At 71.2% G+C, this 22,225-nt stretch carries 16 protein-coding genes; 10 read left to right on the top strand and 6 right to left on the bottom strand.

Translation table 11 applies throughout. The features are described 5' to 3' along the window. Positions 1 to 292 precede the first annotated feature (292 nt). Positions 293 to 583, bottom strand: coding sequence for a 30S ribosomal protein S15 (gene rpsO / locus IE107_RS23605; RefSeq protein ID WP_189546018.1), 291 nt, complete (start codon positions 581 to 583; stop codon positions 293 to 295). 162 nt (positions 584 to 745) lie between these two features. Then, positions 746 to 2,227 carry a type VII secretion integral membrane protein EccD gene (gene eccD, locus IE107_RS23600; RefSeq protein WP_189546016.1) on the bottom strand — a complete coding sequence of 494 codons (1,482 nt, stop codon included), beginning with the start codon at positions 2,225 to 2,227 and terminating at the stop codon, positions 746 to 748. Between the two features lie 186 nt (positions 2,228 to 2,413). Between eccD and eccCa the strand changes: the two genes are divergently transcribed. Then, positions 2,414 to 6,373 carry a type VII secretion protein EccCa gene (eccCa, locus tag IE107_RS23595; protein ID WP_189546015.1) on the top strand — a complete coding sequence of 1,320 codons (3,960 nt, stop codon included), beginning with the start codon at positions 2,414 to 2,416 and terminating at the stop codon, positions 6,371 to 6,373. Between the two features lie 109 nt (positions 6,374 to 6,482). Further along, a complete protein-coding gene (locus IE107_RS23590) occupies positions 6,483 to 6,716 on the top strand; it encodes a DUF397 domain-containing protein (RefSeq protein ID WP_072489308.1) in 234 nt (77 codons plus the stop codon). 70 nt (positions 6,717 to 6,786) lie between these two features. Here IE107_RS23590 and IE107_RS23585 read toward each other — a convergent pair whose 3' ends face one another. The 4 genes from IE107_RS23585 to eccB form a co-directional block, all read right to left on the bottom strand. Next, positions 6,787 to 7,092 (bottom strand): WXG100 family type VII secretion target, encoded by a 306-nt coding sequence (locus IE107_RS23585; RefSeq protein WP_189546012.1) that lies wholly within the window; start codon positions 7,090 to 7,092, stop codon positions 6,787 to 6,789. Between the two features lie 51 nt (positions 7,093 to 7,143). Then, positions 7,144 to 7,494, bottom strand: a complete 351-nt coding sequence (locus tag IE107_RS23580) for a hypothetical protein (protein WP_189546010.1) — start codon at positions 7,492 to 7,494, stop codon at positions 7,144 to 7,146. Between the two features lie 259 nt (positions 7,495 to 7,753). Further along, a complete protein-coding gene (gene mycP / locus IE107_RS23575) occupies positions 7,754 to 8,977 on the bottom strand; it encodes a type VII secretion-associated serine protease mycosin (protein ID WP_189546007.1) in 1,224 nt (407 codons plus the stop codon). A gap of 47 nt (positions 8,978 to 9,024) precedes the next feature. Next, complete coding sequence (gene eccB / locus IE107_RS23570) at positions 9,025 to 10,575, bottom strand: type VII secretion protein EccB (RefSeq protein WP_189546005.1); 1,551 nt, start codon at positions 10,573 to 10,575, stop codon at positions 9,025 to 9,027. A 227-nt stretch (positions 10,576 to 10,802) separates the two neighbouring features. Between eccB and eccE the strand changes: the two genes are divergently transcribed. The 8 genes from eccE to IE107_RS23530 all read left to right on the top strand — a co-directional run bounded on the left by eccE (position 10,803) and on the right by IE107_RS23530 (position 22,100). Further along, on the top strand, positions 10,803 to 12,134 hold the full coding sequence (gene eccE, locus IE107_RS23565) for a type VII secretion protein EccE (protein WP_189546002.1): 1,332 nt from the start codon (positions 10,803 to 10,805) through the stop codon (positions 12,132 to 12,134). Then, a complete protein-coding gene (locus tag IE107_RS23560; RefSeq protein WP_189546000.1) occupies positions 12,134 to 12,856 on the top strand; it encodes a hypothetical protein in 723 nt (240 codons plus the stop codon). Before eccE ends, IE107_RS23560 begins: the two co-directional genes overlap by 1 nt. 320 nt (positions 12,857 to 13,176) lie before the next feature. Then, positions 13,177 to 15,909: an SCO5717 family growth-regulating ATPase gene (locus IE107_RS23555; RefSeq protein ID WP_189545998.1), complete on the top strand. Its 2,733-nt coding sequence runs from the start codon at positions 13,177 to 13,179 to the stop codon at positions 15,907 to 15,909. Between the two features lie 197 nt (positions 15,910 to 16,106). Then, entirely contained in the window at positions 16,107 to 17,978 is a 1,872-nt protein-coding gene (locus IE107_RS23550; protein WP_189545996.1) for an ABC transporter substrate-binding protein, read from the top strand. 90 nt (positions 17,979 to 18,068) lie between these two features. Further along, positions 18,069 to 19,151, top strand: a complete 1,083-nt coding sequence (locus tag IE107_RS23545; RefSeq protein ID WP_189545994.1) for an ABC transporter permease — start codon at positions 18,069 to 18,071, stop codon at positions 19,149 to 19,151. Continuing rightward, complete coding sequence (locus IE107_RS23540) at positions 19,148 to 20,083, top strand: ABC transporter permease (RefSeq protein ID WP_189545992.1); 936 nt, start codon at positions 19,148 to 19,150, stop codon at positions 20,081 to 20,083. The genes IE107_RS23545 and IE107_RS23540 overlap by 4 nt, the downstream gene beginning before the upstream one ends. Further along, positions 20,080 to 21,108 (top strand): ABC transporter ATP-binding protein, encoded by a 1,029-nt coding sequence (locus IE107_RS23535; protein ID WP_189545990.1) that lies wholly within the window; start codon positions 20,080 to 20,082, stop codon positions 21,106 to 21,108. The genes IE107_RS23540 and IE107_RS23535 overlap by 4 nt, the downstream gene beginning before the upstream one ends. Beyond that, the gene (locus IE107_RS23530) at positions 21,105 to 22,100 is read left to right on the top strand and encodes an oligopeptide/dipeptide ABC transporter ATP-binding protein (protein WP_189545988.1); all 996 of its coding nucleotides are present in this window, start codon (positions 21,105 to 21,107) and stop codon (positions 22,098 to 22,100) included. The genes IE107_RS23535 and IE107_RS23530 overlap by 4 nt, the downstream gene beginning before the upstream one ends. The last annotated feature ends 125 nt before the right edge of the window (positions 22,101 to 22,225 follow it).

Below are 22,225 nucleotides of genomic sequence, written 5' to 3'. Positions count from 1 at the left end.
CGTGTGGCGGGGAGCGGTAGCGGAGAAGCCCTCCATCGGCGGGCCGGTCTTCGATCGAAGCACCCGGGTCGATGAGTCCGGGGGCCACTACCGAGGACCGGCGGCGGGGAGGTCTGCTTCTCGCTCGTCTGTTGGTCGTCCTTCGACCAGGTTACTGAGATTCGGCTCAGCTTGGCATTCCGGTGGTGCGAGCGGGCCCGTCACTTCCCGGGTGTGCGTGCGTACACACAATCGTACGTACAGCAAAGGGAGCGGCCCCCTCAGTCGTGGGAACCGCTCCCTTCACCGCGAACTACTTGGCGCCGCCGGCCGCACCGCGACGGATGCCGAGGCGGTCGACCAGCGCACGGAAGCGCTGGATGTCCTTCTTGGCCAGGTACTGAAGGAGGCGGCGACGCTGGCCGACCAGGATCAGCAGACCACGACGGGAGTGGTGGTCGTGCTTGTGCGTCTTGAGGTGCTCCGTCAGGTCCGAGATCCGGCGGGAGAGCATCGCGACCTGGACCTCGGGGGATCCGGTGTCACCCTCCTTGGTGGCGAACTCGGCCATGATCTGCTTCTTCGTAGCGGCGTCGAGCGACACGCGGTACTCCTCTTTGATGTTCGATGCGTCCGCGAGTGCCCCTGGTCCGTTCTCAGGGGGGCTTCCGTTACTCGGGGGCGAGGGTCCGATGAGCGCAGCTCCCAGGATGATCCGGGAGGGCGTACACAAACGGCCGTCACACAGCGTACCAGCCCCCGCGGCTCAGCTCGTCAGGGCCCTTGCCCTGGTGAAGACGTCCAGTACCGCCAGGCAGAGCGGGACCAGCGAGAGCAGGACGGCACTCTCGGTCAGGTCGAGCAGCCGGCCCCAGAACGGGGAGAGGCCCTTGCGCGGAATGATCAGGCCGATCGCGGTGAGCAGAGCCGCTCCGGCGGCGACGGCGGCGGAGAGCCAGATCGTACGGATGTCCAGGGAGCTGCGGTCCCCGTACCTGACCAGGTCGAAGAGCAGGTCGGCCGGCGGGTTCAGACAGAGGCCGAGGACCAGCAGGGCGATGGTGCCGAGGCCCGCCACCAGTACGCAGGCGACCTGCGAGGTGTAGCGGAACAGGCGGGCGCGCAGCAGCATCGCGAGTCCGGCGGCCAGGGCCAGGAGCTGGCCCCAGACATTGTCCGAGAAGCCGAGCACGGCCCCGCACCCGACGACGACCGCCGCGCAGCCCCCGACCAGGCCGAGCAGCATCTCGTGGCCCCGGCGGGCCTGGGCCGCGATGCGCTCGGCGTCGACGGGGCCGGTCCGGGCGGAGGGCTCGGCGTACGGGTCGGCGGGGCTGTCGTCGTAGCCGCCCGGGGCCGTGTGCGGCGAGGCGTAGCCGATGGGCAGCCGGGCGAAGCGGGCGGAGAGGCCGGGCAGGAAGGCGACCAGGCCGAGGGCGACCGGGGTGCAGACGGCGGCCGTCCGGGTGGCCGACGCCTCGGTGAGGATCGCGACGAAGGTGGCCAGGGTGCCGACGGTGGCGAGGAAGGTGGCCGCGACGAACGGGGCGTCGCCGCTCGGGGTGAGGGCGACCAGCGCGACCGAGGCGATCAGGACGGCGACGCAGCCGAGCAGGAACTGGAGCCTGCCGGGGCCCTGGCCGGCGTCCGGGCCGATGATGCCGGAGCCCGCGATCAGCACGAGGGGCAGTGCACCGAGACCGAGAGCGACGGCGGTGGGGCGGTCGGCGTAGACCCGGGCGCGCACCCCCGCGAACGCGGTCAGCAGCAGCCCGGCGGAGCCCGCGACGACGCCGGGCAGGCTGTGCATGTCGTGCCTGACCGGGTCGGCGAACCAGAGCACGAAGCCCATCAGCACGAGCAGCAGCACACCGCCGGCCAGGCCCGCGCCACGCAGCAGTTCGTCGCTCCACAGGTGGCGGTCGCGGGTGACGGCCGAGGCGACGGCGTCGGAGACGTCGTCGAAGACGGCCGGCGGCAGGGACTGGGCGAAGGGGCGCAGGCTGAGGAGTTCGCCGTCGAGCACCTGCTGCGCGGCAAGGGTGCGCGCCCCGTCGAGGACCGTGCCGTCGCGGCGTACGAGGTGGTATCCGGTGGGAGTTCCGGCTGCCTGGGTCTGGCCGGTGAGGCGAAGGATCTCCGGGTAGACGTCCGCGACGGCGATGTCCTCCGGCAGAGCCACATCGATCCGGCTGTCGGGTGCCACCACGGTCACCCGGCAGAAGCCCGTCGCTGCAGTCGAACTCACGTGTCTGGTCCCCCTGATTCGCGGTTGCGCACGGTGCGCGCGCCACCCTACCGGGCGGGGGGCAGGTCATCTGCAAGTAGGATCGCCGTCGCGCGGAGTGACTTCCGCGGGCAATGGCAGCCACGGGGGCTTCGGTGCGCATTCGGCCGGTCTTGTGCCCGTCCGTACCGAGGGATTGGTGTTTCGGTGAGCCAGATCGTCGTGAAGCGACCTCCGAGGGCCCTGCCGCCGGAAGTCCCCGTTGACGAGTTGACGTTGGAGTCCCCTCCGGAACTGCCCCGCGGGCAGCAGGAGGGCATGCTGATGCAGATCCTGCCGGTGCTCGGCATGGGTTCGTCGGTGGTCTTCTTCTTCTCGCCGCAGGCACCTCCGTTCATGCGGATCATGGGTGTTCTGATGCTGGTCTCGACCGTCGGGATGGTGGTCGCACAGCTGGTCCGCTACCGCCGCGGTACGCAGGGGCAAATGGCCGATGTCCGGCGCGACTACCTCAAGTACCTGGCGCAGACCCGGCGTACGGTGCGCCGCACGGCGCGCACGCAGCGGGATGTGCAGCTGTATCTGCAACCCGCTCCGGAGCAGTTGTGGTCGGTGGTCGCCGAGGGCAGCCGGGTGTGGGAACGGCGGGTCGGTGACAAGGACTTCGGACAGGTCCGGGTGGGTCTCGGGGCGCAGCAGCTGGCCACCCCGCTGATCGCTCCCGACACCGCCCCGGTGGACGAGCTGGAGCCGATGTGCGCGGGTGCGATGCAGCGGTTCCTCGCCGTGCACGGGTCGTTGGACGGGCTGCCGATGGCCGTGTCGATGCGAGCGTTCTACCACGTGACGGTCTCCGGTCAGCCGGAGGCGGCGCAGTCGGCCGCGCGGGCGCTGGTCGCCCAGCTGGTGACGCTGCACTCCCCCGAGGACCTGGTCGTCGCCGTGGTGGCGGCGCGGGGTGCGGTGGAGCGCTGGGACTGGACGAAGTGGCTGCCGCATCTGCAGCTGCCGGGGCAGGTCGACGGGGCCGGTACGAAGCGGCTGTTCGGGGACGACCTGGGTGAGCTGGAGCAGTTGCTGGCGGGCCGGCTGGAGGGGCGGCCGCGGTTCGGCCGGGAGAGCCGGCCGTTGCTGGACCAGCCGCACATCGTGGTGGTGCTGGACGGTGGGATGGTGCCGCCCGACTCGCTGTTCGCGGCGGCCGAGGGCATCCAGGGCGTGACGATCGTCGAGGTGGTGCCCGGCGAGCTCGACGAGCCGCGCGGCGGCCTGTCGGTGGTGGTGCGGCCGGGGCTGCTGCGGCTGGAGTCGGGTGCGGGGATGGCGTACGAGGGTGTGCCGGACGGGATGTCGCTGGCGGCGGCGGAGGCGCTGGCCCGGCAGCTGGCGCCGCTCAGGATGGGCGGTGGCGACGACGACGAGCCGCTGCTGGCGAATCTGGACTTCACGGATCTGCTGAACCTGGGCGACGCGGCCTCGGTCGATGTGGCGCGCACCTGGCGGCCGCGGTCGGTCTCCGAGCGGCTGCGGGTGCCGATCGGGATCGGCGAGGACGGTCAGCCGGTGATGCTGGACCTGAAGGAGGCGGCGCAGGACGGCATGGGTCCGCACGGGCTGTGTGTCGGTGCCACGGGTTCCGGCAAGTCCGAGCTGCTGCGGACGCTGGTGCTGGGGCTCGCAGTCACGCACTCCTCGGAGACGCTGAACTTCGTGCTCGCGGACTTCAAGGGCGGTGCGACCTTCGCCGGGATGTCACACATGCCGCATGTCGCGGCCGTCATCACCAACCTCGCGGACGACCTGACGCTGGTCGACCGCATGGGGGACGCGATCCGCGGTGAGCTCCAGCGCCGGCAGGAGCTGCTGCGCTCGGCCGGGAACTACGCCAACATCCACGACTACGAGAAGGCGCGGGCGGCGGGTGCGGCGCTGGAGCCGCTGGCCTCGCTGGTCCTGGTCATCGACGAGTTCTCCGAACTCCTCACCGCCAAGCCCGACTTCATCGACATGTTCATCCAGATCGGCCGGATCGGGCGTTCGCTGGGTGTGCATCTGCTGCTGGCCTCGCAGCGTCTGGAGGAGGGCAAGCTGCGCGGTCTCGACACCTATCTCTCGTACCGGATCGGGCTGCGGACCTTCTCCGCCGCCGAGTCGCGTACGGCGCTCGGTGTGCCGGACGCGTACCACCTGCCGTCGGTGCCCGGCTCCGGCTATCTGAAGTTCGGCACGGACGAGATGACCCGGTTCAAGGCGGCCTATGTGTCGGGGCCGTACCGCACGGGCGGCTCGGATCTGCCGGTGGGGGCGCTGCCGATCGAGCGGCGGCCCGCGCTGTTCAGCGCCCTGGAGGTGCCGGTGGTGTACGCGGCGCCCGACCCGGCGCATCTGGTGGCCGCCCGCGCGGGCGCGGACGACGACGCGCTCGCCGACACCGTGCTCGATGTGATCGTGCGCCGCCTGGAGGGGCAGGGGGTGCCCGCCCACCAGGTGTGGCTGCCGCCGCTGGACCGGGCGCCGACGCTGGACCAGTTGCTGCCGGGGCTGGCGCCGACCGCCGAGCGCGGGTTCACGGCGACGGAGTACACCCGTCCGGGCGGGCTGACCGTGCCGCTCGGGCTGATCGACAAGCCCTTCGAGCAGCGGCGCGAGGTGCTGTACCGGGACTTCTCGGGCGCGGCGGGCCACATGATGGTCGTCGGCGGTCCGCAGTCCGGCAAGTCGACGCTGGTGCGTACGCTCATCTCGTCGTTCGCACTCACCCACACCCCGCACGAAGTGCAGTTCTACGGGCTGGACTTCGGTGGTGGCGGTCTGGTCTCGCTGGCGGATCTGCCGCATGTCGGCGGGATGGCCTCTCGGCTGGACCCGGAACGGGTACGGCGGACGGTCGCCGAGGTCGCGGGCGTGCTGAACCGGCGCGAGGAGTTCTTCCGCGCCCACTCGATCGATTCCATCGCCACCTACCGGCGCAGGCGCGCCCTGGGCGAACTGCCCGGCGAGCCCTGGGGCGATGTCTTCCTGGTGGTGGACGGCTGGGGCGGCTTCCGGTCCGAGTACGAGATGCTGGAGCAGGTCGTCACCGACATCGCCGCGCGCGGGCTGGGTTACGGCATCCATGTCGTGATCACGGCCGCCCGCTACATGGAGGTGCGGGCCGCGCTGAAGGACCAGATCCTGGGCCGGCTCGAACTGCGGCTCGGCGACGTCATGGACTCCGAGTTCGACCGCAAGGTCGCGGCCAATGTGCCGGCCGGTGTCCCGGGCCGGGGTCAGGTGGCGCAGAAGCTGCACTTCATGGGCGCACTGCCGCGTATCGACGGTTCCAGCAGCGCCGCGGATCTCTCCGACGGCACGGCCGCGTTCGTCGGTACGGTGAAGGCGAACTGGGCGGGTACCGCCGCGCCGCCCGTGCGGCTGCTGCCGCGCAAGCTGCCGGCCGATCAGCTGCCGAAGGGCTTCGAGTTCCCGCAGCGGGGCATCGCGATCGGTATCGACGAGACCGATCTGGAGCCGGTGTTCGTCGACTTCGAGACCGATCCGTTCTTCCTGGTCTTCGGGGAGAGCGAGTCGGGCAAGACCAATCTGCTGCGGCTGATCGCGCAGCAGATCTCGGAGCGCTACTCCCCCGACGAGGCGAAGCTCGTCGTCGGTGACTACCGGCGGGGGCTGCTGGGCGCACTGCCCGAGGGCCATCTGCTGGAGTACGCGCCGATGGCGAGCTCGATGCAGATGCACATGGAGGCGCTGGCGGGCGTCTTCGCGCGCCGGCAGCCGCCGACCGATGTCACGCCCCAGCAGCTGCGCGACCGCAGTTGGTGGACCGGGCCGCAGATCTTCATCATCGTCGACGACTACGACCTGGTGGCGACGAACGCGGGCAATCCGCTGGCCCCGCTGGCGGAGTACCTGCCGTTCGCCCGGGACACCGGGGTCCGCTTCGTCATCGCACGGAACTCCGCCGGGGCCTCGCGGTCGATGTACGAGGCGTTCATGCAGCGCATCAAGGAGCTGGGGGCGCAGGGGGTCGTCCTTTCCGGTGACCCGGCCGAGGGTGATCTGATCGGTACGGTGCGCGGGCACGCGATGCCGCCGGGGCGCGGGTACTTCGCCTCGCGGCGCCGCGGGAACCCGCTGGTGCAGATCGGCCGACTGCCGGAGCAGCGCTGATCCGGTGCGATAGCACATGAGCGACTGCCCGTACACCGGGACGGTGGGCGGCGGATAGTCTGCTGAAGGATCCGAGAAGCGTTCCGCCGCAGGAGAAGGAAGGTGCCCGATGGGTACTCAGCAGGAGAAGGACGAGCTGTACGCACTCGACATCTCGGGGGTGGAGTGGCTGAGCGCGCCCGGCACCGAAGAGGCCGAGGAGCGCGTCGAGATCGCTCATCTGCCGGGCGGCGCGGTGGCGATGCGGTCCTCGCTGGACCCCGGGACGGTGCTGCGGTACACCGAGGCCGAGTGGCGGGCCTTCGTCCTGGGCGCGCGGGACGGCGAGTTCGACCTGAAGTAGTCGGTGCGCATACGGCAAGGAGGGGCACGCTCGGGCGAGCGTGCCCCTCCTTCCTTGTGCCCGCGGGCGGTCAGTACGCCTCGGTGAAGCCGCGCGAGGCCCTGTGGTCCGTGGCGCGGTAGCTGTCCTTGCCGTTCTCGACGATCCTCGCGACGTGCTCCAGGCGGTCCTTCATGTGCTCCGCCCGGCCCTTGTATTTGCCCTGCAGGCTCACGTACTCACCGTGGGCCACACCGTCCCAGGTGTCGGTGACGACCTTGAGCGCGGCGTCCATCTCTTCGAGGTCCTTGACGATGTTCCTGGACACCGCGCGGATGCGGTTGGCCATCTCCTGGACGGTCTCGTACTTGACCTTGGTGTTCGGGTCGTGCCCCATGTGTCTTCTCCTCGGTGCTCGGCGGGTGCGGAAGGGGTGGCGCGGCGCCGCTCAGACGTTGTTCAGTCCGGAGGTGTTGGCGGGCGGCGCCTGGCCCTTGACCGCGTTGAAGGCCGCGCGGACCTCCTCGTCGTTGGCGTTGCTGAGGTTCTTGGTGCCTTCCACCGCGTTGTGCAGGACATCGAGGAGCCGACGGATCTGGTCGTGGTCCTCGTTGATCATCAACTGCGCGGACTTGAACCCCGAGGCGCCGACACCCGTCCATCCGGCGCCGACCGTCTCCAGGATGTCGGCCAGTTCCCGGGACTGACGGGACACCGCGCGGCCCGTCTCGATGATCTTGTTCTTCGCCTGGACGATCGGATCGTCGGCAAGTCCGAAACCGCCTGAGGGGCTGGTCATCCGCAAGTCCTATCTCTCGGTTGCCTGGCCTGTCCGTCCGTCACGGTCAGGATCCTTCCGTTCCCATGTGCTCCGGCAAAGGAATGGGGAAGGTCCGGGCCGGGAAAGCGCCGTCTCGGCACACCCATGGCTTGAAATCGGCGCAGGCCACTTCTCGTTCCCCCGTCACACACGTGAAGTCTGTTACCACCCTAGTCACTTCGGGGTCTCTCCCCAACCGCTCTTCACCGGCGGCCGGCCACATCGCCGGGCGGCCGCGTCATCGTGCGGCGCGCCGTCGGCGGGCGTCGCGGACCACCGTCGCGGCCCCGGCGATCACCCCGACCAGGACGGCTGCCGCGGCCACCGCGTAGGTGGCGTACCGCTCGCTGCGCTCCTGGGGCGTCTCCGACAGGGAGAGCTGCGCCGGCTCGGGGGCCGGTGCCTTCGGCGGTGCCGGGTCCGGACGCGGGGCGTTCTGCGGGAGGTCGTCCCCGGACAGGGCGCGGACCGGGTCGACGACGCCCCAGCCGACGAAGTCGTCATGGCCGGTGACGGAGCGTTCGGCGGTCTGCTCGATGCGGGCGACGATCTGGGCCGCCGTCCACTTCGGGTACTTGGCGCGCATCAGTGCGGCCACCCCGGAGACGTAGGGGGCCGAGAAGCTGGTGCCGTTGTCGGTGCACTGGCCGTAGCCGGGGACGGTGGAGACGATGTCGACGCCCGGGGCGGCGACCCCGACGAAATCGCCGGCCTGGGAGAACGGGGCGCGTTCGTTGTTGCGGTCGGACGAGGCAACGGCGAGGACTCCGCCGAAGGCCGCGGGGTAGGTGCGTTTGCGCTTGCCGTCCATGCCGTCGTTGCCCGCGGAGGCGACCACGACGATGTTCTTGGCGAGCGCCCTGGCCACCGCCCGGCCCAGCGTGGATGTCTCCGCCAGGGGTTTGGTGGTGTCCTGGGAGATGTTGATGACCTGGGCGCCCTTGGCGATCGCGTGGTCGATCGCGGTGGCCATCGTGGTGTCCTTGCCGCTGTTCTTCTCGTCGTTCTGGCGGATCGGGATGATGGTGGCCTCGGGAGCCAGTCCGACGAATCCGGTGCCCGTGCGGGGGCGGGCGGCGATGATTCCGGCGACCTTGGTGCCGTGGCCGACCTCGTCGACCGTGCCGTCGCTCTTGCCGCCCTTGAGGTAGTCGGCGCCCGCCGACGCGTCGACGGCCGTCCTGAGCTGCGGGTTGACGTTGTCCACGCCGGTGTCGATGACGGCGACGCGTACGCCCTTGCCCTTGGTGTCCTGCCAGAGTTCGTCCAGCAGGACGCGTTGCAGCGGCCAGGGACGGCCCTCGTACTGCCGCTTCATCGGGAAGGTGCACTCGCCGCCGCCGTCCAGGCCCACGTCTCCGGGCCCCCGGGCGTCCTCGGCGGCACTGGCGGCCCCCGGCGCCGCCAGTGCGGTCAGCGCGGCGGTGACCGCCACCGCGCGGGCCGTCCTCCCGTACCCCATCCGTGTCCCTCCCCCGGGCCGTACGCCGCCCGCCGCGTTCCGCAACGTCATGAACCCTGCGGCTGGCGGGCGCTGTTGGTGTCCAGCCTGGGGCCCTTGGACAGGAAGTCCGACCATTCGATCGGTACGAGGGCGGGCATCACCTTCTCGTATCCGAGCCTGCTCTGCGCCTGGCTGGGCTCGGGGCGGCCGTCCGACTGCTTCTGCTGGTCGCCGGTGCCGATGTCGGAGCGCCTGGTGTCGCTGTCGCCGTTCGCCTGGACTGCGTAGCGCAGTCCGGTGTCGGTCACCAGGAAGAGTGATCCGTCGGGCCTGGTCTGCCGGCCCCGGACCTGGGTGTACAGCAGGCCGCTGCCGGGGGTGACGTAGGTGCTGGTGCCGCCGGCGGCGATGGAGGCGGGATACTCGGTGCCCGCCCAGGTGCTCAGGGTGGTCCGGCCCGAGCTGTCGACCTTGCGCAGCACGCTGCAGACGGTGTCGCGGCCGGTGCCTGCGCCCTCGGCGGAGTTGACCTGCTTGGTCCGGTGGGCCGGCCAGTGCGCGGCCTGGCCCGCGAAGGCGGCGGTGTCCGGCACGAAGTCCTGCAGGCCGACGGCGCGTGCCTCGCTGGCCAGGTTCAGCTCGGCGGTCTGCGGTGAGCTGATCAGCAGCCAGGCGGTGAACTCGGAGACGCGCTGGACCTTTCCTTCGAGCACCACGTAGTAACTGGTGCCCTCGCCGGTTTTGGTCCGAAGGACCATGCCGACCGTGTTCTCCTCGGCGGAGAGCTGACCCTCGACGTGTGCCGGGGCACCGATGTTGCCGGGGATGACCGGGAAGGCGATCGGGCTGCCGTCGTGCAGGGTGGCCAGCCAGTCGTCGGTGACGGACTGCGGCTGCACGCTCCCGACCAGGGCGTTGGTCAGATGCCCCTCGTCGGCGGCGGTCTCGGCGATGCGGTACTTGGTGCCCTTCGCGTCGACGAGGTAGCGGGCCCGGTCCTGGCCCTGGACGTAGAGCACCTGGCCGCCGCCGAGCTTCCATCTGCCCTCGGTCAGCTTGTTGTCGCGTGCGCCGAGGACGAAGGCGGCCTTCTGCACGGTGTTGCCCTTGCCGCCGGGCTGTACGCAGACGGCCCACCGCTTCGCCGTCCCGGCGTCCTCGGCCTCGGGCAGCCGGTCGGGGGCGTACGGAATGCCGAGGATCGGTCCGCGCGGGGGCTTGCCCGCGTCCAGGACGTCGTCGGCGACCTGGACGACGTCGTACTGCGCCGGGTTGAGCAGCAGCCGGGCCGAGGCGAGGTTGAGCACGGGATGCAGCAGGGTCTTCTTCTTCTCGCCCTTGCCGGTGGTGAGCACGACGTAACGAGTGGTGGACTTCTTGCCGACGATCACCTTGGTGGCGGGCTTGTCCCAGCCCTTGGGCGCGGTGGGCTTGAACATGCCGACGGCGCCGAAGCCCGCGAGGATCAGGGCCCCGACGACCATGCTCGGCAGGATCGCGCGCAGCGGGCGCGGAGCGCCCTCCTCCGTGCCGTTCGGGGAGGGTTGGAGGAATGCCGCCACCGTGCGTTTCTTCGCGAAGGTGTATGCGTTGAGCTCATCCCGCCGTGATGCCATCAGTCGCTTCGTCTCCCCGTGTCTCCCCGCGCGGCACCGGGAGCGTTCGCGTCGCCGGCCGCCGGGCCGGACCGCGATGCCGGACCTCGGTGCCCAACCGGCCCCCTACTATGCCTGCTGACCGCGGGCGGTGGTGGGGCGGGTAGGGTGATCCGGCCGTCGGGGCCCGAGCGGGTCAGGCGGAATACAGGGGGAGTTGGGGACCGATGAACGGGGGGAACGCCGGGATGACGGCTTCCGCGACACGGGCACGTCCGGCCGGAAACACTATGGGCCCCGCAGCTCCCGGAGCCGGTGGTGCGCCTGCTCCGCACGGCCCCGCGCGGCGTTCCCCGGCAGTTGCCCCGGGCCGCGCGGACGGACGGGTCGGGAAGCTCGGTTCATTCCGATTGCAACAACTCGTACTGCTGGAGATCGCGGCAGCGCTGCTGCTCGCGGCGTGGGTCGTCGAACCCCTGCTGCTGGCACCGGCCGTCGTGATCGCCGGACTGCTGGTGCTGCTGGCCGTCGTACGCAGGCACCGCCGCTCGCTGCCGGAGCTGCTGGGCTCCGTCCTCGCCCTGCGCGCGCGTGCCCGCAGGGCCGCCGCGCTGGAGCTGCCCGTGGGCACGGAGCCGGGGATCGCGCCCGTCGTCGAGTGCGATCCGGCGCTGCGCACGTACTCGTTCAGCGACCGTGACCGACGGCCGGTCGGCATGATCGGTGACGGTACGTTCGTCACGGCCGTCCTCCAGGTGGAGTCGGACGTCTCGGCGCTGAGGCCGGACCGGTCCGCGCAGCCGCTGCCCCTGGCGCTCGTACGGGATGTGCTCGAAGTCGACGGGATCCGGCTGGAGTCGGCGCAGATCGTGCAGCACACCCAGCCCGCACCCGCCCCGCATCTGCCCCAGCAGTCCATCGCCGCGCGCAACTACGCGCCGCTGCAGGCCCAGACGGGTTCGCCCGCCGTCCGGATCACCTGGATCGCGCTCAAGCTGGACCCGGAGCTGTGCCCGGAGGCCGTGCAGGCGCGCGGCGGCGGCATCACGGGGGCGCAGAAGTGCGTGGTGCGCGCGGCCGATCAGCTGTCGAGCCGGCTGACCGGGGCCGGCTTCCGCGCGACGGTGCTGACCGAGCAGGAGCTGACGTCCGCGATCGCGACCTCGGTCTGCGCCAGCGCACCGGCCATGACCCAGGCCGGCCTGAGCGGGACGCCGGTGCGCCGCACCGAGGAGACGGCGCGGACCTGGCGCTGCGACGACCGGTGGCACACCACCTACTGGGTGGCCCGCTGGCCGCAGTTCGGCGCCGGCGGTGCCGCGATGCCGCAGCTCGTGGCCCTGCTCACCTCGCTCCCGGCGCTCGCCACGACCTTCAGCCTCACGCTGGGGCACGGCGAGCGACAGGGCGTCTCGATCACCGGGCACATCCGGATCACCGGCCGCAGCGACGAGGAACTGCTGGGCGGCCGCCATGAGTTGGAGCGTACCGCCCGCGGGGTCAGGACCTCGCTGGTACGGCTCGACCGCGAGCAGCTGCCCGGCGTGCTCGCCACACTGCCCCTCGGGGGTACCCGCTGATGTCCGCATCCACAAGCACCGGGGCCCGGCTCGGCTTCGGGCTGATCGGTCCGCGACGGGCCCGGCAGTCGGTCACGCTCGACCAGCTGGAGTCGCTGGCCCTGCCGGTCGGCGACGACGGCGTGGTGATCGGCGTGGACGCCCAGGGCCGCCCCGCCGTGCTGGGGTTCAACCGGCCGACTCCGTACGAGGTCACGCTGATCGGCGGAGTGTGGACGGCGCAGGTCCTCGCACTGCGGGCGGCCGCCACCGGTGCTCGGATCGTCGTGGAGACCGGGCGGGCCCAGACCTGGACGGCGCTCGCGCACGCGGCGGGCGGCGGTCAGCCGTGCATCACCCTGCACGATGTCGGGCGGGTGCCGCCGCAGGGGCCGTCGGCCGGTTCGCCGGTGGTCGTGGTGCGGGACTGCGGCATGCGGCCACCGCGCGGGCGGGTGGTCTCCGGGCCGTGGCAGTCGGTGCTGACGCTGCTGCCGTATCTCAGCCCGGTGGCACCGAGGCTGATCGAGAAATCGGCCCTGGTCGGCATTCAGCGGGTATCCCCTGACGAAGCGGCACAGATCGGCCGCATACTGCACCTTCCGGCCGCCGAGACCCAAACACTGTCCACCTTGTCCGACGGGGTCACGCTCTGGTGCGCCGGGCGCGACCGGCAGTTCGTGATGACCCGGGCGACCGATGCCGAGACCGGACTCCTGGGCGGCGCGCGCAGGATGGACTGACGGGCACGGCCCGCTCGTGGCCGCCCGTACGGAACGTTCGGCTTTCCGTACGCAGATGTACATGTTTGACCGCTTCGCCCTTCACGCTGTGCCGTACTCGGCCGACTTGGGGGCGACACGTGATGCACGGGACAGCTCTTGCGGTGCCGTACGGCCTGCCGGAGCGAGCCCCATGACGATTAGGGTGGGTCCGGGCGCGGCAGGAGAACCTGCGGGCAGGCAATGCGTGTCCCAGGGGGAGAGCCGGGCGGTCAGGCAGACGGAAACGGTCGCCCCCACCCACTACGGCACAAGGGTGCTCGACCACACCAGGAGGCAAAGTGAACGGCGATCGGGACGAGATCCGCGGGGGCTGGAACAAGCCCGTCGACGAGTCGTCCGACGCGGAGCCCGCCGAGATGACGGGTGAGTTCACCATCGACTACACCCCGCCCGCCTGGTACACGCAGAACGCGCCGGGGGACTCGTCGGGCGGTGCCGGAACGCATCTGGCGCCGCCTCCGCCGCCCAGCGGTGCGCCGGTGTCCGTGCCCGCGCCCGCGCCGCCGACCGGCGGCGGGTTCGACTCCGACTGGACTCCGGCACCGCCCGCGCCCGCCCCGGCGCCGGCCCCCGCCCCGGCCCCCATTCCCGCCCAGTCCGCGGCCGGTGACGCCCCGTCCCGCCCCACGGCGGGCGCGGGGGATTCCGGCGGCGCGCCGGACACGTCCGGGAGCGGCGATGTGGAGAGCGGCTCGACCATGCGGTTCTCCCCGGCCGCGCTGAAGCGGCAGATCGCGCAGATCGAGGGGGGTTCGGCGGAGGCGGCCGGGGAGGACCCGGTTGCGGCTTCGGGCTCGGGTCCCGCGGCGGGCTCTGCCGGTGGTACGGGCGGGGGCGGGGCGCCTGCTTCCGGCTCCGCGCAGGCGGCGGACGCACCCGCCGGTGAGTCCGACGGCGCCGCCGTCACGGACTCCGTCCCCGAGGCCCGGGCGGATGCCCCGGGCGGTGCCGCCGACGGGCCGCAGGACTCCGCCCCGTCCGACGCCGTGCCGGATGCGGCGCCCCAGGACGCGGCGCCCGGCCAGGCATCGCAGAGCGCTCCGGCGCCCGCCACGTCGAATCCCTGGCCCCCGGCGCCCCCGCAGGGTGGCCTGCCGCCGCTGCCGCCCGCCTTCCAGCCCGCCGCGCCGCAGCCGGCTCCGCAGTGGCCCGCGCCCGGCCCGACCGGTCAGACGCCCGGCGGTTACGGATTCCCGCAGGCCGGGGCAGCCCAGCCGCAGCAGCCGCAGGCACCTCAGCAGCCCCCGAGCGGCTACGGCTTCCCGCAGCAGCCCGCTCCCCCGGCCCAGCAGACACCGGCCCAGGGCGGCTACGGCTTCCCGCAACAACCCGCCCCCGCGGCCCAGCAGACACCGGCCCAGGGCGGCTACGGCTTCCCGCAACAACCCGCTCCCCCGGCCCAGCAGACACCGGCCCAGGGCGGCTACGGCTTCCCGCAGGCGCCCCAGCAGCCTCAGGCACCGCAGCCGCCCCAGCAGTCCCAGACACCTCAGTGGCCCGCGCAGCAGAGCGCCCCGCTGCCGCCGCAGGCCCCCACCGGGCCCCAGGCACCGCAGACGCCCCAGCCGCCCGCCCAGCCCACGCCCAGCCTGCCCGCCCAGGTCACCCCGCAGCAGCCCGCCCAGCCCCAGCAGCCGCAACAGCCGCAGGGCCAGCCGGGTCAGCCGGGTCAGCCCGTCGACCCCCGCACCGGGGGCGCCTGGCCCACCCCCGTCACCCACGACCAGCGCGAGCGTTCCGTGCCCGGCGCCCCGCTCGGATACACGGCCGCCGTGGAGCTCTCCTCCGACCGCCTGGTCCGGGGCAAGCAGAAGGCGAAGAGCAGCCGCAACCCCTCCGGGGCGTCCCGCTTCAAGCTGGGCGGCAAGAAGGAGGAGGCCGAGCGGCAGCGCAAGCTCGACCTGATCCGTACGCCCGTGCTGTCCTGCTACCGGATCGCGGTCATCAGCCTCAAGGGCGGCGTCGGCAAGACCACGACGACCACCGCCCTCGGAGCGACCCTGGCCACCGAGCGGCAGGACAAGATCCTCGCCATCGACGCCAACCCGGACGCGGGCACGCTCGGCCGCCGGGTGCGCCGCGAGACCGGCGCCACCATCCGTGACCTGGTCCAGGCGATCCCGTACCTCAACTCGTACATGGACATCCGCCGGTTCACCTCGCAGGCGCCCTCCGGCCTGGAGATCATCGCCAACGACGTGGACCCGGCGGTCTCCACGACGTTCAACGACGAAGACTACCGGCGCGCGATCGACGTGCTGGGCAAGCAGTACCCGATCATCCTCACCGACTCGGGCACCGGCCTGCTCTACAGCGCGATGCGCGGGGTGCTGGACCTCGCCGACCAGCTGATCATCATCTCGACGCCGTCGGTCGACGGCGCGTCCAGCGCGTCCACCACCCTGGACTGGCTCTCGGCGCACGGATACGCGGAGCTCGTGCAGCGCTCCATCACCGTCATCTCGGGGGTCCGCGAGACCGGCAAGATGATCAAGGTCGACGACATCGTGCAGCACTTCGAGACGCGCTGCCGCGGCGTGGTGGTCGTCCCGTTCGACGAGCATCTGGCGGCCGGCGCCGAGGTCGACCTCGACATGATGCGACCCAAGACCCGCGAGGCGTACTTCAACCTCTCCGCGATGGTCGCCGAGGACTTCGCCCGCGCCCAGCAGCAGCAGGGACTCTGGACCTCCAACGGCTCCAACCCGCCGCCGCAGTACGCCCCGCCGATGCCCGGCCAGCAGCAGTACGCCCCGCAGCAGGGGTACCCGCAGCAGCAGCCTTATGGCGGCCAGCAGCCCCCGCAGCCCGGTCCCGGGACCGGGCAGAACGGCTGGCAGCAGCCGTTGCCCCCGCAGACCCCGTCCGCCGCAGGCCCGGCCGGCCCGCAGCCGCCCCAGCAGCAGCCCGCCCCGCCTGGTCAGCCCGGCCTGCCGGTGCCGCCCGAGCACCAGGGGCCCGTCCCGCCCACGGGATGGCCGCAGCAGCCGCCGTCAGCGCCTCAGCAGTAAGGCGTCAGAGGTCTCAACCAATGAGGGTCCGCACCGTCTCCACGGTGCGGACCCTTCGCGCATTCCCGCAGACCACACGCCGTTTCGATGACCGTTGACGTGGCTCGACCCCCGCTGATAAACCTTCGCTTCACCAGCTGGCGAACCAGAGATCAACCCGCCTTCTCCGTGCGAGTCATGACGCGAGGTCCCTGACCATGGTCGAAAGAGTTCCACCACGCTCCGCCCAGCCACGCTCACGTCTGCGTGTCCTCCTGGCCTCCGGTGCCGCCGCACTGGCGCTGGCCGCCGGGTCCATCGTTCCCGGTGTGCCGCTCGGCGCCGCGCCGCAGCAGGCGCAGGCCGCCGACGGCGGCAAGTCGACGCTGACCGTCGCCGTCGCACAGAGCGTCGACTCCCTGAGCCCGTTCCTCGCTCAGAAGCTGATGAGCACAAGCATCAGCCGGCTCATGTACGACTTCCTCACCAACTACGACCCCAAGGACAACCACGCGGTCCCCGGTCTCGCCACCAAGTGGGAGCCGTCCGCGGACAAGTTGACCTGGACGTACACCATCCGGTCCGACTCCAAGTGGTCGGACGGGCAGCAGGCCACCGCCGAGGACGCGGCCTGGACGTTCAACAAGATGATGACCGACGAGGGCGCCGCGCAGGCCAACGGCAACTTCGTCGCGAACTTCAAGAAGGTGACGGCTCCCAGCCCCACGCAGCTGGTCATCGAGCTCAAGCAGCCGCAGGCCACCATGGCGGCACTCGATGTGCCGATAGTGCCCAAGCACGTCTGGGAGAAGGTCGGTGACTTCTCCAAGTTCAACAACGACAAGACGTTTCCGATCGTCGGGAACGGGCCGTTCATCCTGACCGACTACAAGGTCGACCAGTATGTGAAGCTCAAGGCCAACAAGGACTTCTGGCGCGGCAAGCCCAAGTTCGACGAGCTGGTCTTCAAGACGTACAAGGACCAGGACGCCGCGGTCGCCGCGCTGCGCAAGGGCGAGGTCTCCTTCGTCGCCGGCTCCCCCGCGCTGACGCCCGCCCAGGCCGCCTCCCTCAAGGGCGAGAAGAACGTCAAGGTCAACGAGGGTCCGGGCCGCCGCTTCTTCGCGCTGGCCACCAACCCGGGCGCGCAGACCAAGGACGGCAAGAAGTTCGGCAACGGCAACAAGGCCCTTCTCGACCAGAAGGTGCGCCAGGCCCTCTTCCTCTCCATCGACCGCAAGACCATCATCGACAAGGTCTTCCAGGGTCACGCCGTCGAGGGCCAGGGCTACATCCCGCCGCGCTTCTCCGCGTACCACTGGCAGCCGACCGCCGAGCAGAGTCTGGCGTACGACCCGGCCAAGGCGGCCGAGCTGCTCGACGAGGCGGGCTACGAGCTCAAGGGCGACCAGCGGGTCGGCAAGGACGGCAAGCCGCTCGACCTGCGCATCCTGTGCCACGCCACCGACCCGAACGACAAGGCGATCGGCAAGTACCTCAAGGAGTGGTGGGGCAAGCTCGGCATCGGCCTGAAGGTCGACTGCCTCGACGACGTCTCGGTGCCCTGGTACGCGGGTGAGTACGACCTCGCCTTCGACGGCTGGTCCGTCAACCCGGACCCCGACTTCGTCCTCGGCATCCACACCTGCGCCGCGCTGCCTGCCAAGGCGAAGGACAGCGCCTCCACCGACAACTTCATCTGCGACAAGAAGTACGACGAGCTCTACAAGAAGCAGCTCGCCGAGTACGACCCGGCCAAGCGGGCCGAGATCGTCAACCAGATGCAGTCGTGGCTCTACGACTCCGGGTACATGAACGTCATCGCGTACCCGAACGCGGTCGAGGCGTACCGCACCGACCAGATCAAGTCGATCACGACCATGCCCGAGGCGGCCGGCAACATCTACGGCCAGGACGGGTACTGGAGCTGGTGGTCCGCCGCTCCTGCGTCCGGCGGCAGTTCGGACGGCTCCGGCGGGTCGAACTCGACCGGCGTCGTCATCGGCATCATCGTGGTGGTCGTGGTGCTCGCCGGTGGCGGGCTGTTCATCGCGATGCGCCGCCGCAACACGGCGGACGACCGCGAATAACCACTCGGACGGGTCGAGAGAGACCGGCCGGTGAACGCGCAACTCACCGGCCGGCCCCTCCACGTGCAGCACGAGTAACGAGAGTTCCCCATGACAGCTGACAGCACTCCGGCGCTCGTGCAGATCGCGGACGCGGACACCGACGGCCCGGCTCAGTCCGGCCCGTCGGCCGCCCACGGTCCACGGGCGCGCAACACCAAGGCATACCTCCAATACGTGGCGACCAAGATCGCGGGAGCGGCGGTCTCGCTCTTCGCCGTGCTGGTCACCAGCTTCTTCCTCTTCCGGCTCATTCCCAGCGACCCGGTGAAGCAGATGACGGGCGGCCGCCCCGTTTCTGCCGAACAACTCCAGTCGCTTCGGCATCAGTTCGGCCTCGACCAGCCGATGTGGCAGCAGTTCACGTCGTACGTGGGAGACGCCCTCACGGGCGACTTCGGCACCTCCTTCCAGTTCCACGCGCCGGTCATCGACAAGATCACCGAGGCGCTTCCGGCGACCCTGCTGCTCACCGGCACGTCGTACGTCCTCTACACCGCGCTCGGCATCTGGCTCGGCACCCGGACCGCCTGGCGCAACGGCTCCATGAGCGACCGCTTCAACACCGCGTTCGCGCTCACGCTCTACTCGGTGCCGTCGTTCTGGCTGGGCCTGCTCCTGATCATCGTCTTCGCGGTGGGCATCGGACCGATCCCCGGGATGTTCCCGACGGGCGGTCTGGAGTCGGGCAACGAGACCGGGTTCGCCTACGTCCTCGACGTGGCGCACCATCTGGTCCTGCCGGTGATCACACTGGTCGCGGTCGGGTACGCGCAGACGCTCCTGGTGATGCGCTCCTCGCTGCTCGACGAGATGGGCAGCGACTATCTGACGACGGCCCGCGCGAAGGGGCTGCGGGACGACGTCGTGCGCCGCAAGCACGCCGTGCCGAACGCGATGCTGCCGACCTTCACGCTGATGTTCGTGAACCTCGGGCATGTGGTCGCCGGACAGATCCTGGTCGAGACGGTGTTCTCCTGGCCGGGCCTCGGCGGCCTCTTCTACCAGGCGCTCAGCGTGCCCGATCTCCCGCTCGTGCAGGGGCTGTTCTTCGTCTTCGCCACCGCGGTGATCCTGGCGAACACCCTTGCCGATGTGCTCTATCCGCTGCTCGATCCCCGGGTGGGCCGATGACGACCGAATCCATGCCCACGCCCACGAAGGCGGAGACCGCGCAGAATCCGCGCGCCCTGGCCCGCGCGCGCAAGCGCCGGTCCATCGCCCGCTTCTGGCGGGAGTACCGCGGACACCGGAGCGGACTGTGGGGGCTGGCGGCGCTCGCCCTGATCGCGCTGGTCGCCCTGTTCGCGCCGCAGCTCGTCGGCGCCGACTCGCAGAGCGTCACCGGCGCCCCCGGTGGCGCGCTGGAGTCGCCGAGCGGTGAATTCCCTCTCGGCACCGACCAGTTCGGCCGCAGCGTGCTGGCACTGCTGGTGTGGGGCACCCGGGTGTCGCTGACGGTCGGCCTGCTCGCGGCGTTCCTGTGCGTCGCCATCGGTACGGTCGTCGGCATCGTCGCGGGCCACTTCCACGGCTGGTACTCGACGGTCCTGATGCGGATCACCGACTGGTTCCTGGTGATGCCGACCCTGGTCCTGGCCATCGCGCTCGCCACGGTGATGGACCGCTCGATGTGGACGGTCATCATCGCGATCGGGGTCACGACCTGGCCGACCACGGCCCGGCTGGTCCGGGCCCAGACGCTCGCCGTGGAATCCCGCCCGTACATCGAGCGCGCCCGCGCACTGGGCGGCGGCCATGGACACATCATGGTCCGCCATGTGCTGCCGAACGTGATGCCGCTGGTGCTCGCGCAGACCACGCTGGTGATCTCCAGCGCGATCCTCACCGAGGCCACCCTGGCCTTCCTCGGTCTCAGCGACCCGACCACCACCTCCTGGGGCGGCATGCTCCAGGACGCCCGCGAGGCGGGCGCGGTCAGCGCGGGCCACTGGTGGTACCTGGCACCGCCCGGCATCGCCATCGCCGTGGTGGCCCTGGCGTTCACGCTGTGCGGACGCGCCATCGAGTCCGTCCTCAATCCCAAGCTGGGGGTGGCCCGTTGAGCACGACGAGCATCCGGAAGACGCCGCTTCTCGACGTACGGGACCTCACGGTGACGTACGCCGGCGGAGCACAGGCCGTCCGTGGCGTGAACCTCGCGGTCGACGCGGGGCAGAAGCTCGGCATCGCCGGTGAGTCCGGCTGCGGGAAGTCGACGCTGGCCCTCGCGCTGCTGCGGCTGCTGCCCGCCGGCACGAAGGTCTCCGGCGAGATCCTGCTGAACGGCGAGGACGTCCTCGCCATGAAGTGGGGCCAGGTCCGGGCGGTGCGCTGGGCGGGCGCGTCGATCGTCTTCCAGGGCGCGATGCACTCGCTCAACGCGGTGCACCGCATCGGGGACCAGATCGCCGAACCGATCCTGCTGCACAGGAAGGCCACGCAGGCCGGTGCGGCGAAGAAGGCCGGCGAGCTGCTGGAGCAGGTGGGGCTGCCCGCCGCCCGCGCCTTTGCCTATCCGCACGAGCTCTCCGGCGGGCAGCGGCAGCGCGTGATGATTGCGATGGCGCTCGCCTGCGACCCGGGACTGATCATCGCGGACGAGCCGACCACGGCTCTCGATGTGATGATCCAGGCCCAGATCCTGCGGCTGATCGAGCAGCTGGTGTCCGAGCAGGATCTCGGCCTGATCATGATCAGCCATGACCTCGCGGTGCTCTCGGACACCTGCGACCGGCTCGCGGTGATGTATGCGGGCCGGGTCGTCGAGGAGGGCCCGGCGTCCGAGGTCTACGAGAACGCGCACCACCCGTACGGCAAGGCCCTGTCCGGCGCGTTCCCGCGCATCGGCGACCCGGCCTCCCGGTTCGCGCCCCGCGGGCTGCCCGGCGATCCGCCGGACCCGTCGGCGCTGCCCGGCGGCTGCACCTTCCACCCGCGCTGCCCGGTGGCCCTGGAGTCCTGCACCACCGAGGACCAGGAGCTGCGGGACGCGGGGCCGGAGCGGCGGGCCGCCTGTGTGCTGGTGGAGCCGGGGGCGGTCGCGGCCCCGGCCGGGCCGGGCGCCGAGGAAGCAAGGAGCACACCATGAGCACCACCACTCCCCTGCTCAGCGCCGAGGGGATGAAGGTCACCTTCCCCGGCCGGCGCGGGGCCGCCCCGGCGCGTGCCGTGGACAGTGTCGACCTGGACATCCGGCCCGGCGAGATCGTCGCGCTGGTCGGCGAGTCCGGCTGCGGCAAGACGACGCTGGCGCGCTCGCTGCTGGGCCTGGTCCCGCCGACGTCCGGGCAGGTCACCTTCGGCGGCGAGCCGCTCGACTACGCGAGCCGGGCGCTGAAGACCTATCGCAAGCGGGTCCAGCTGGTGCTCCAGGACCCCAGCGGCTCGCTCAACCCGAGGCACACGGTGTACGACGCCGTCGCCGAGGGGCTGCGGATCCACGGGTACGCCGGGGACGAGCGGGAGGCGGTGGCCGGGGCGCTGTCCCGGGCCGGGCTGCGGCCCCCGGAGCGGTTCTTCCTGCGGTATCCGCACGAGCTGTCCGGCGGTCAGCGTCAGCGGGTCGTGATCGCGGGCGCGCTGGTCCTGGAGCCCGAGCTGATCGTGGCCGACGAGCCGGTGGCCTCGCTGGACGCCTCGGTGCGCGGCGAGATCCTGGCCCTGCTGCTGCGGCTGCGGGAGGAGCTGGGTCTGTCCGCGCTGGTGGTCACGCACGACCTCGGGCTGGCGTGGAACATCGCGGACCGGGTCGCGGTGATGTACCTCGGCCGGATCGTGGAGACGGGCAAGGTGGAGGAGATCCTGACGGCCCCTCAGCATCCTTACACCCAGGCGCTGTTGTCGGTGCTTCCGGAGTCCGGTGCGGAGCCGGTGATCCTGACCGGTGAGCCGCCGGACCCGTCCCGGGTGCCGTCCGGCTGCCGGTTCCACGCCCGCTGCCAGGTGCTGGCCTCGGGCGAGGCGGAACGGGCGGGCGTCGCGGAGGACTGCCGTACGAAGGATCTGCCGGTGCTCGCGGGCGGCGGGCAGACCCAGGTGGCGTGCCACTGGGCGGTCGCGGCCGCGAAGGCCCGCGCCTAGCAGGCGGCAGGTGCGACGACACGGGGCCGGAACCGTCGAAACGGTTCCGGCCCCGGTGTATCCGAGGCGGGGTTCGGCCGCACCCGTTCCCGCATGTGACGGTTCAGCCGCGCCCGGTACGTACG

Origin of the sequence: Streptomyces gelaticus (genome assembly GCF_014649535.1) — a bacterium.
Taxonomy (GTDB): Bacteria; Actinomycetota; Actinomycetes; order Streptomycetales; family Streptomycetaceae; genus Streptomyces; species Streptomyces gelaticus.
This window is presented reverse-complemented; position numbering and strand designations above follow the sequence as displayed.

Excerpts from the sequence above, each read along its gene's own strand:
- IE107_RS23590 (WP_072489308.1), top strand. The coding sequence starts at position 6,483 with ATGGGTACTCAGCAGGAGAAGGACGAGCTGTACGCACTCGACATCTCG.
- IE107_RS23585 (WP_189546012.1), bottom strand. The coding sequence starts at position 7,092 with ATGGGGCACGACCCGAACACCAAGGTCAAGTACGAGACCGTCCAGGAG.
- IE107_RS23580 (WP_189546010.1), bottom strand. The coding sequence starts at position 7,494 with ATGACCAGCCCCTCAGGCGGTTTCGGACTTGCCGACGATCCGATCGTC.
- mycP (WP_189546007.1), bottom strand. The coding sequence starts at position 8,977 with ATGGGGTACGGGAGGACGGCCCGCGCGGTGGCGGTCACCGCCGCGCTG.
- eccB (WP_189546005.1), bottom strand. The coding sequence starts at position 10,575 with ATGGCATCACGGCGGGATGAGCTCAACGCATACACCTTCGCGAAGAAA.
- eccE (WP_189546002.1), top strand. The coding sequence starts at position 10,803 with ATGACGGCTTCCGCGACACGGGCACGTCCGGCCGGAAACACTATGGGC.
- IE107_RS23560 (WP_189546000.1), top strand. The coding sequence starts at position 12,134 with ATGTCCGCATCCACAAGCACCGGGGCCCGGCTCGGCTTCGGGCTGATC.
- IE107_RS23550 (WP_189545996.1), top strand. The coding sequence starts at position 16,107 with ATGGTCGAAAGAGTTCCACCACGCTCCGCCCAGCCACGCTCACGTCTG.
- IE107_RS23545 (WP_189545994.1), top strand. The coding sequence starts at position 18,069 with ATGACAGCTGACAGCACTCCGGCGCTCGTGCAGATCGCGGACGCGGAC.
- IE107_RS23540 (WP_189545992.1), top strand. The coding sequence starts at position 19,148 with ATGACGACCGAATCCATGCCCACGCCCACGAAGGCGGAGACCGCGCAG.
- IE107_RS23530 (WP_189545988.1), top strand. The coding sequence starts at position 21,105 with ATGAGCACCACCACTCCCCTGCTCAGCGCCGAGGGGATGAAGGTCACC.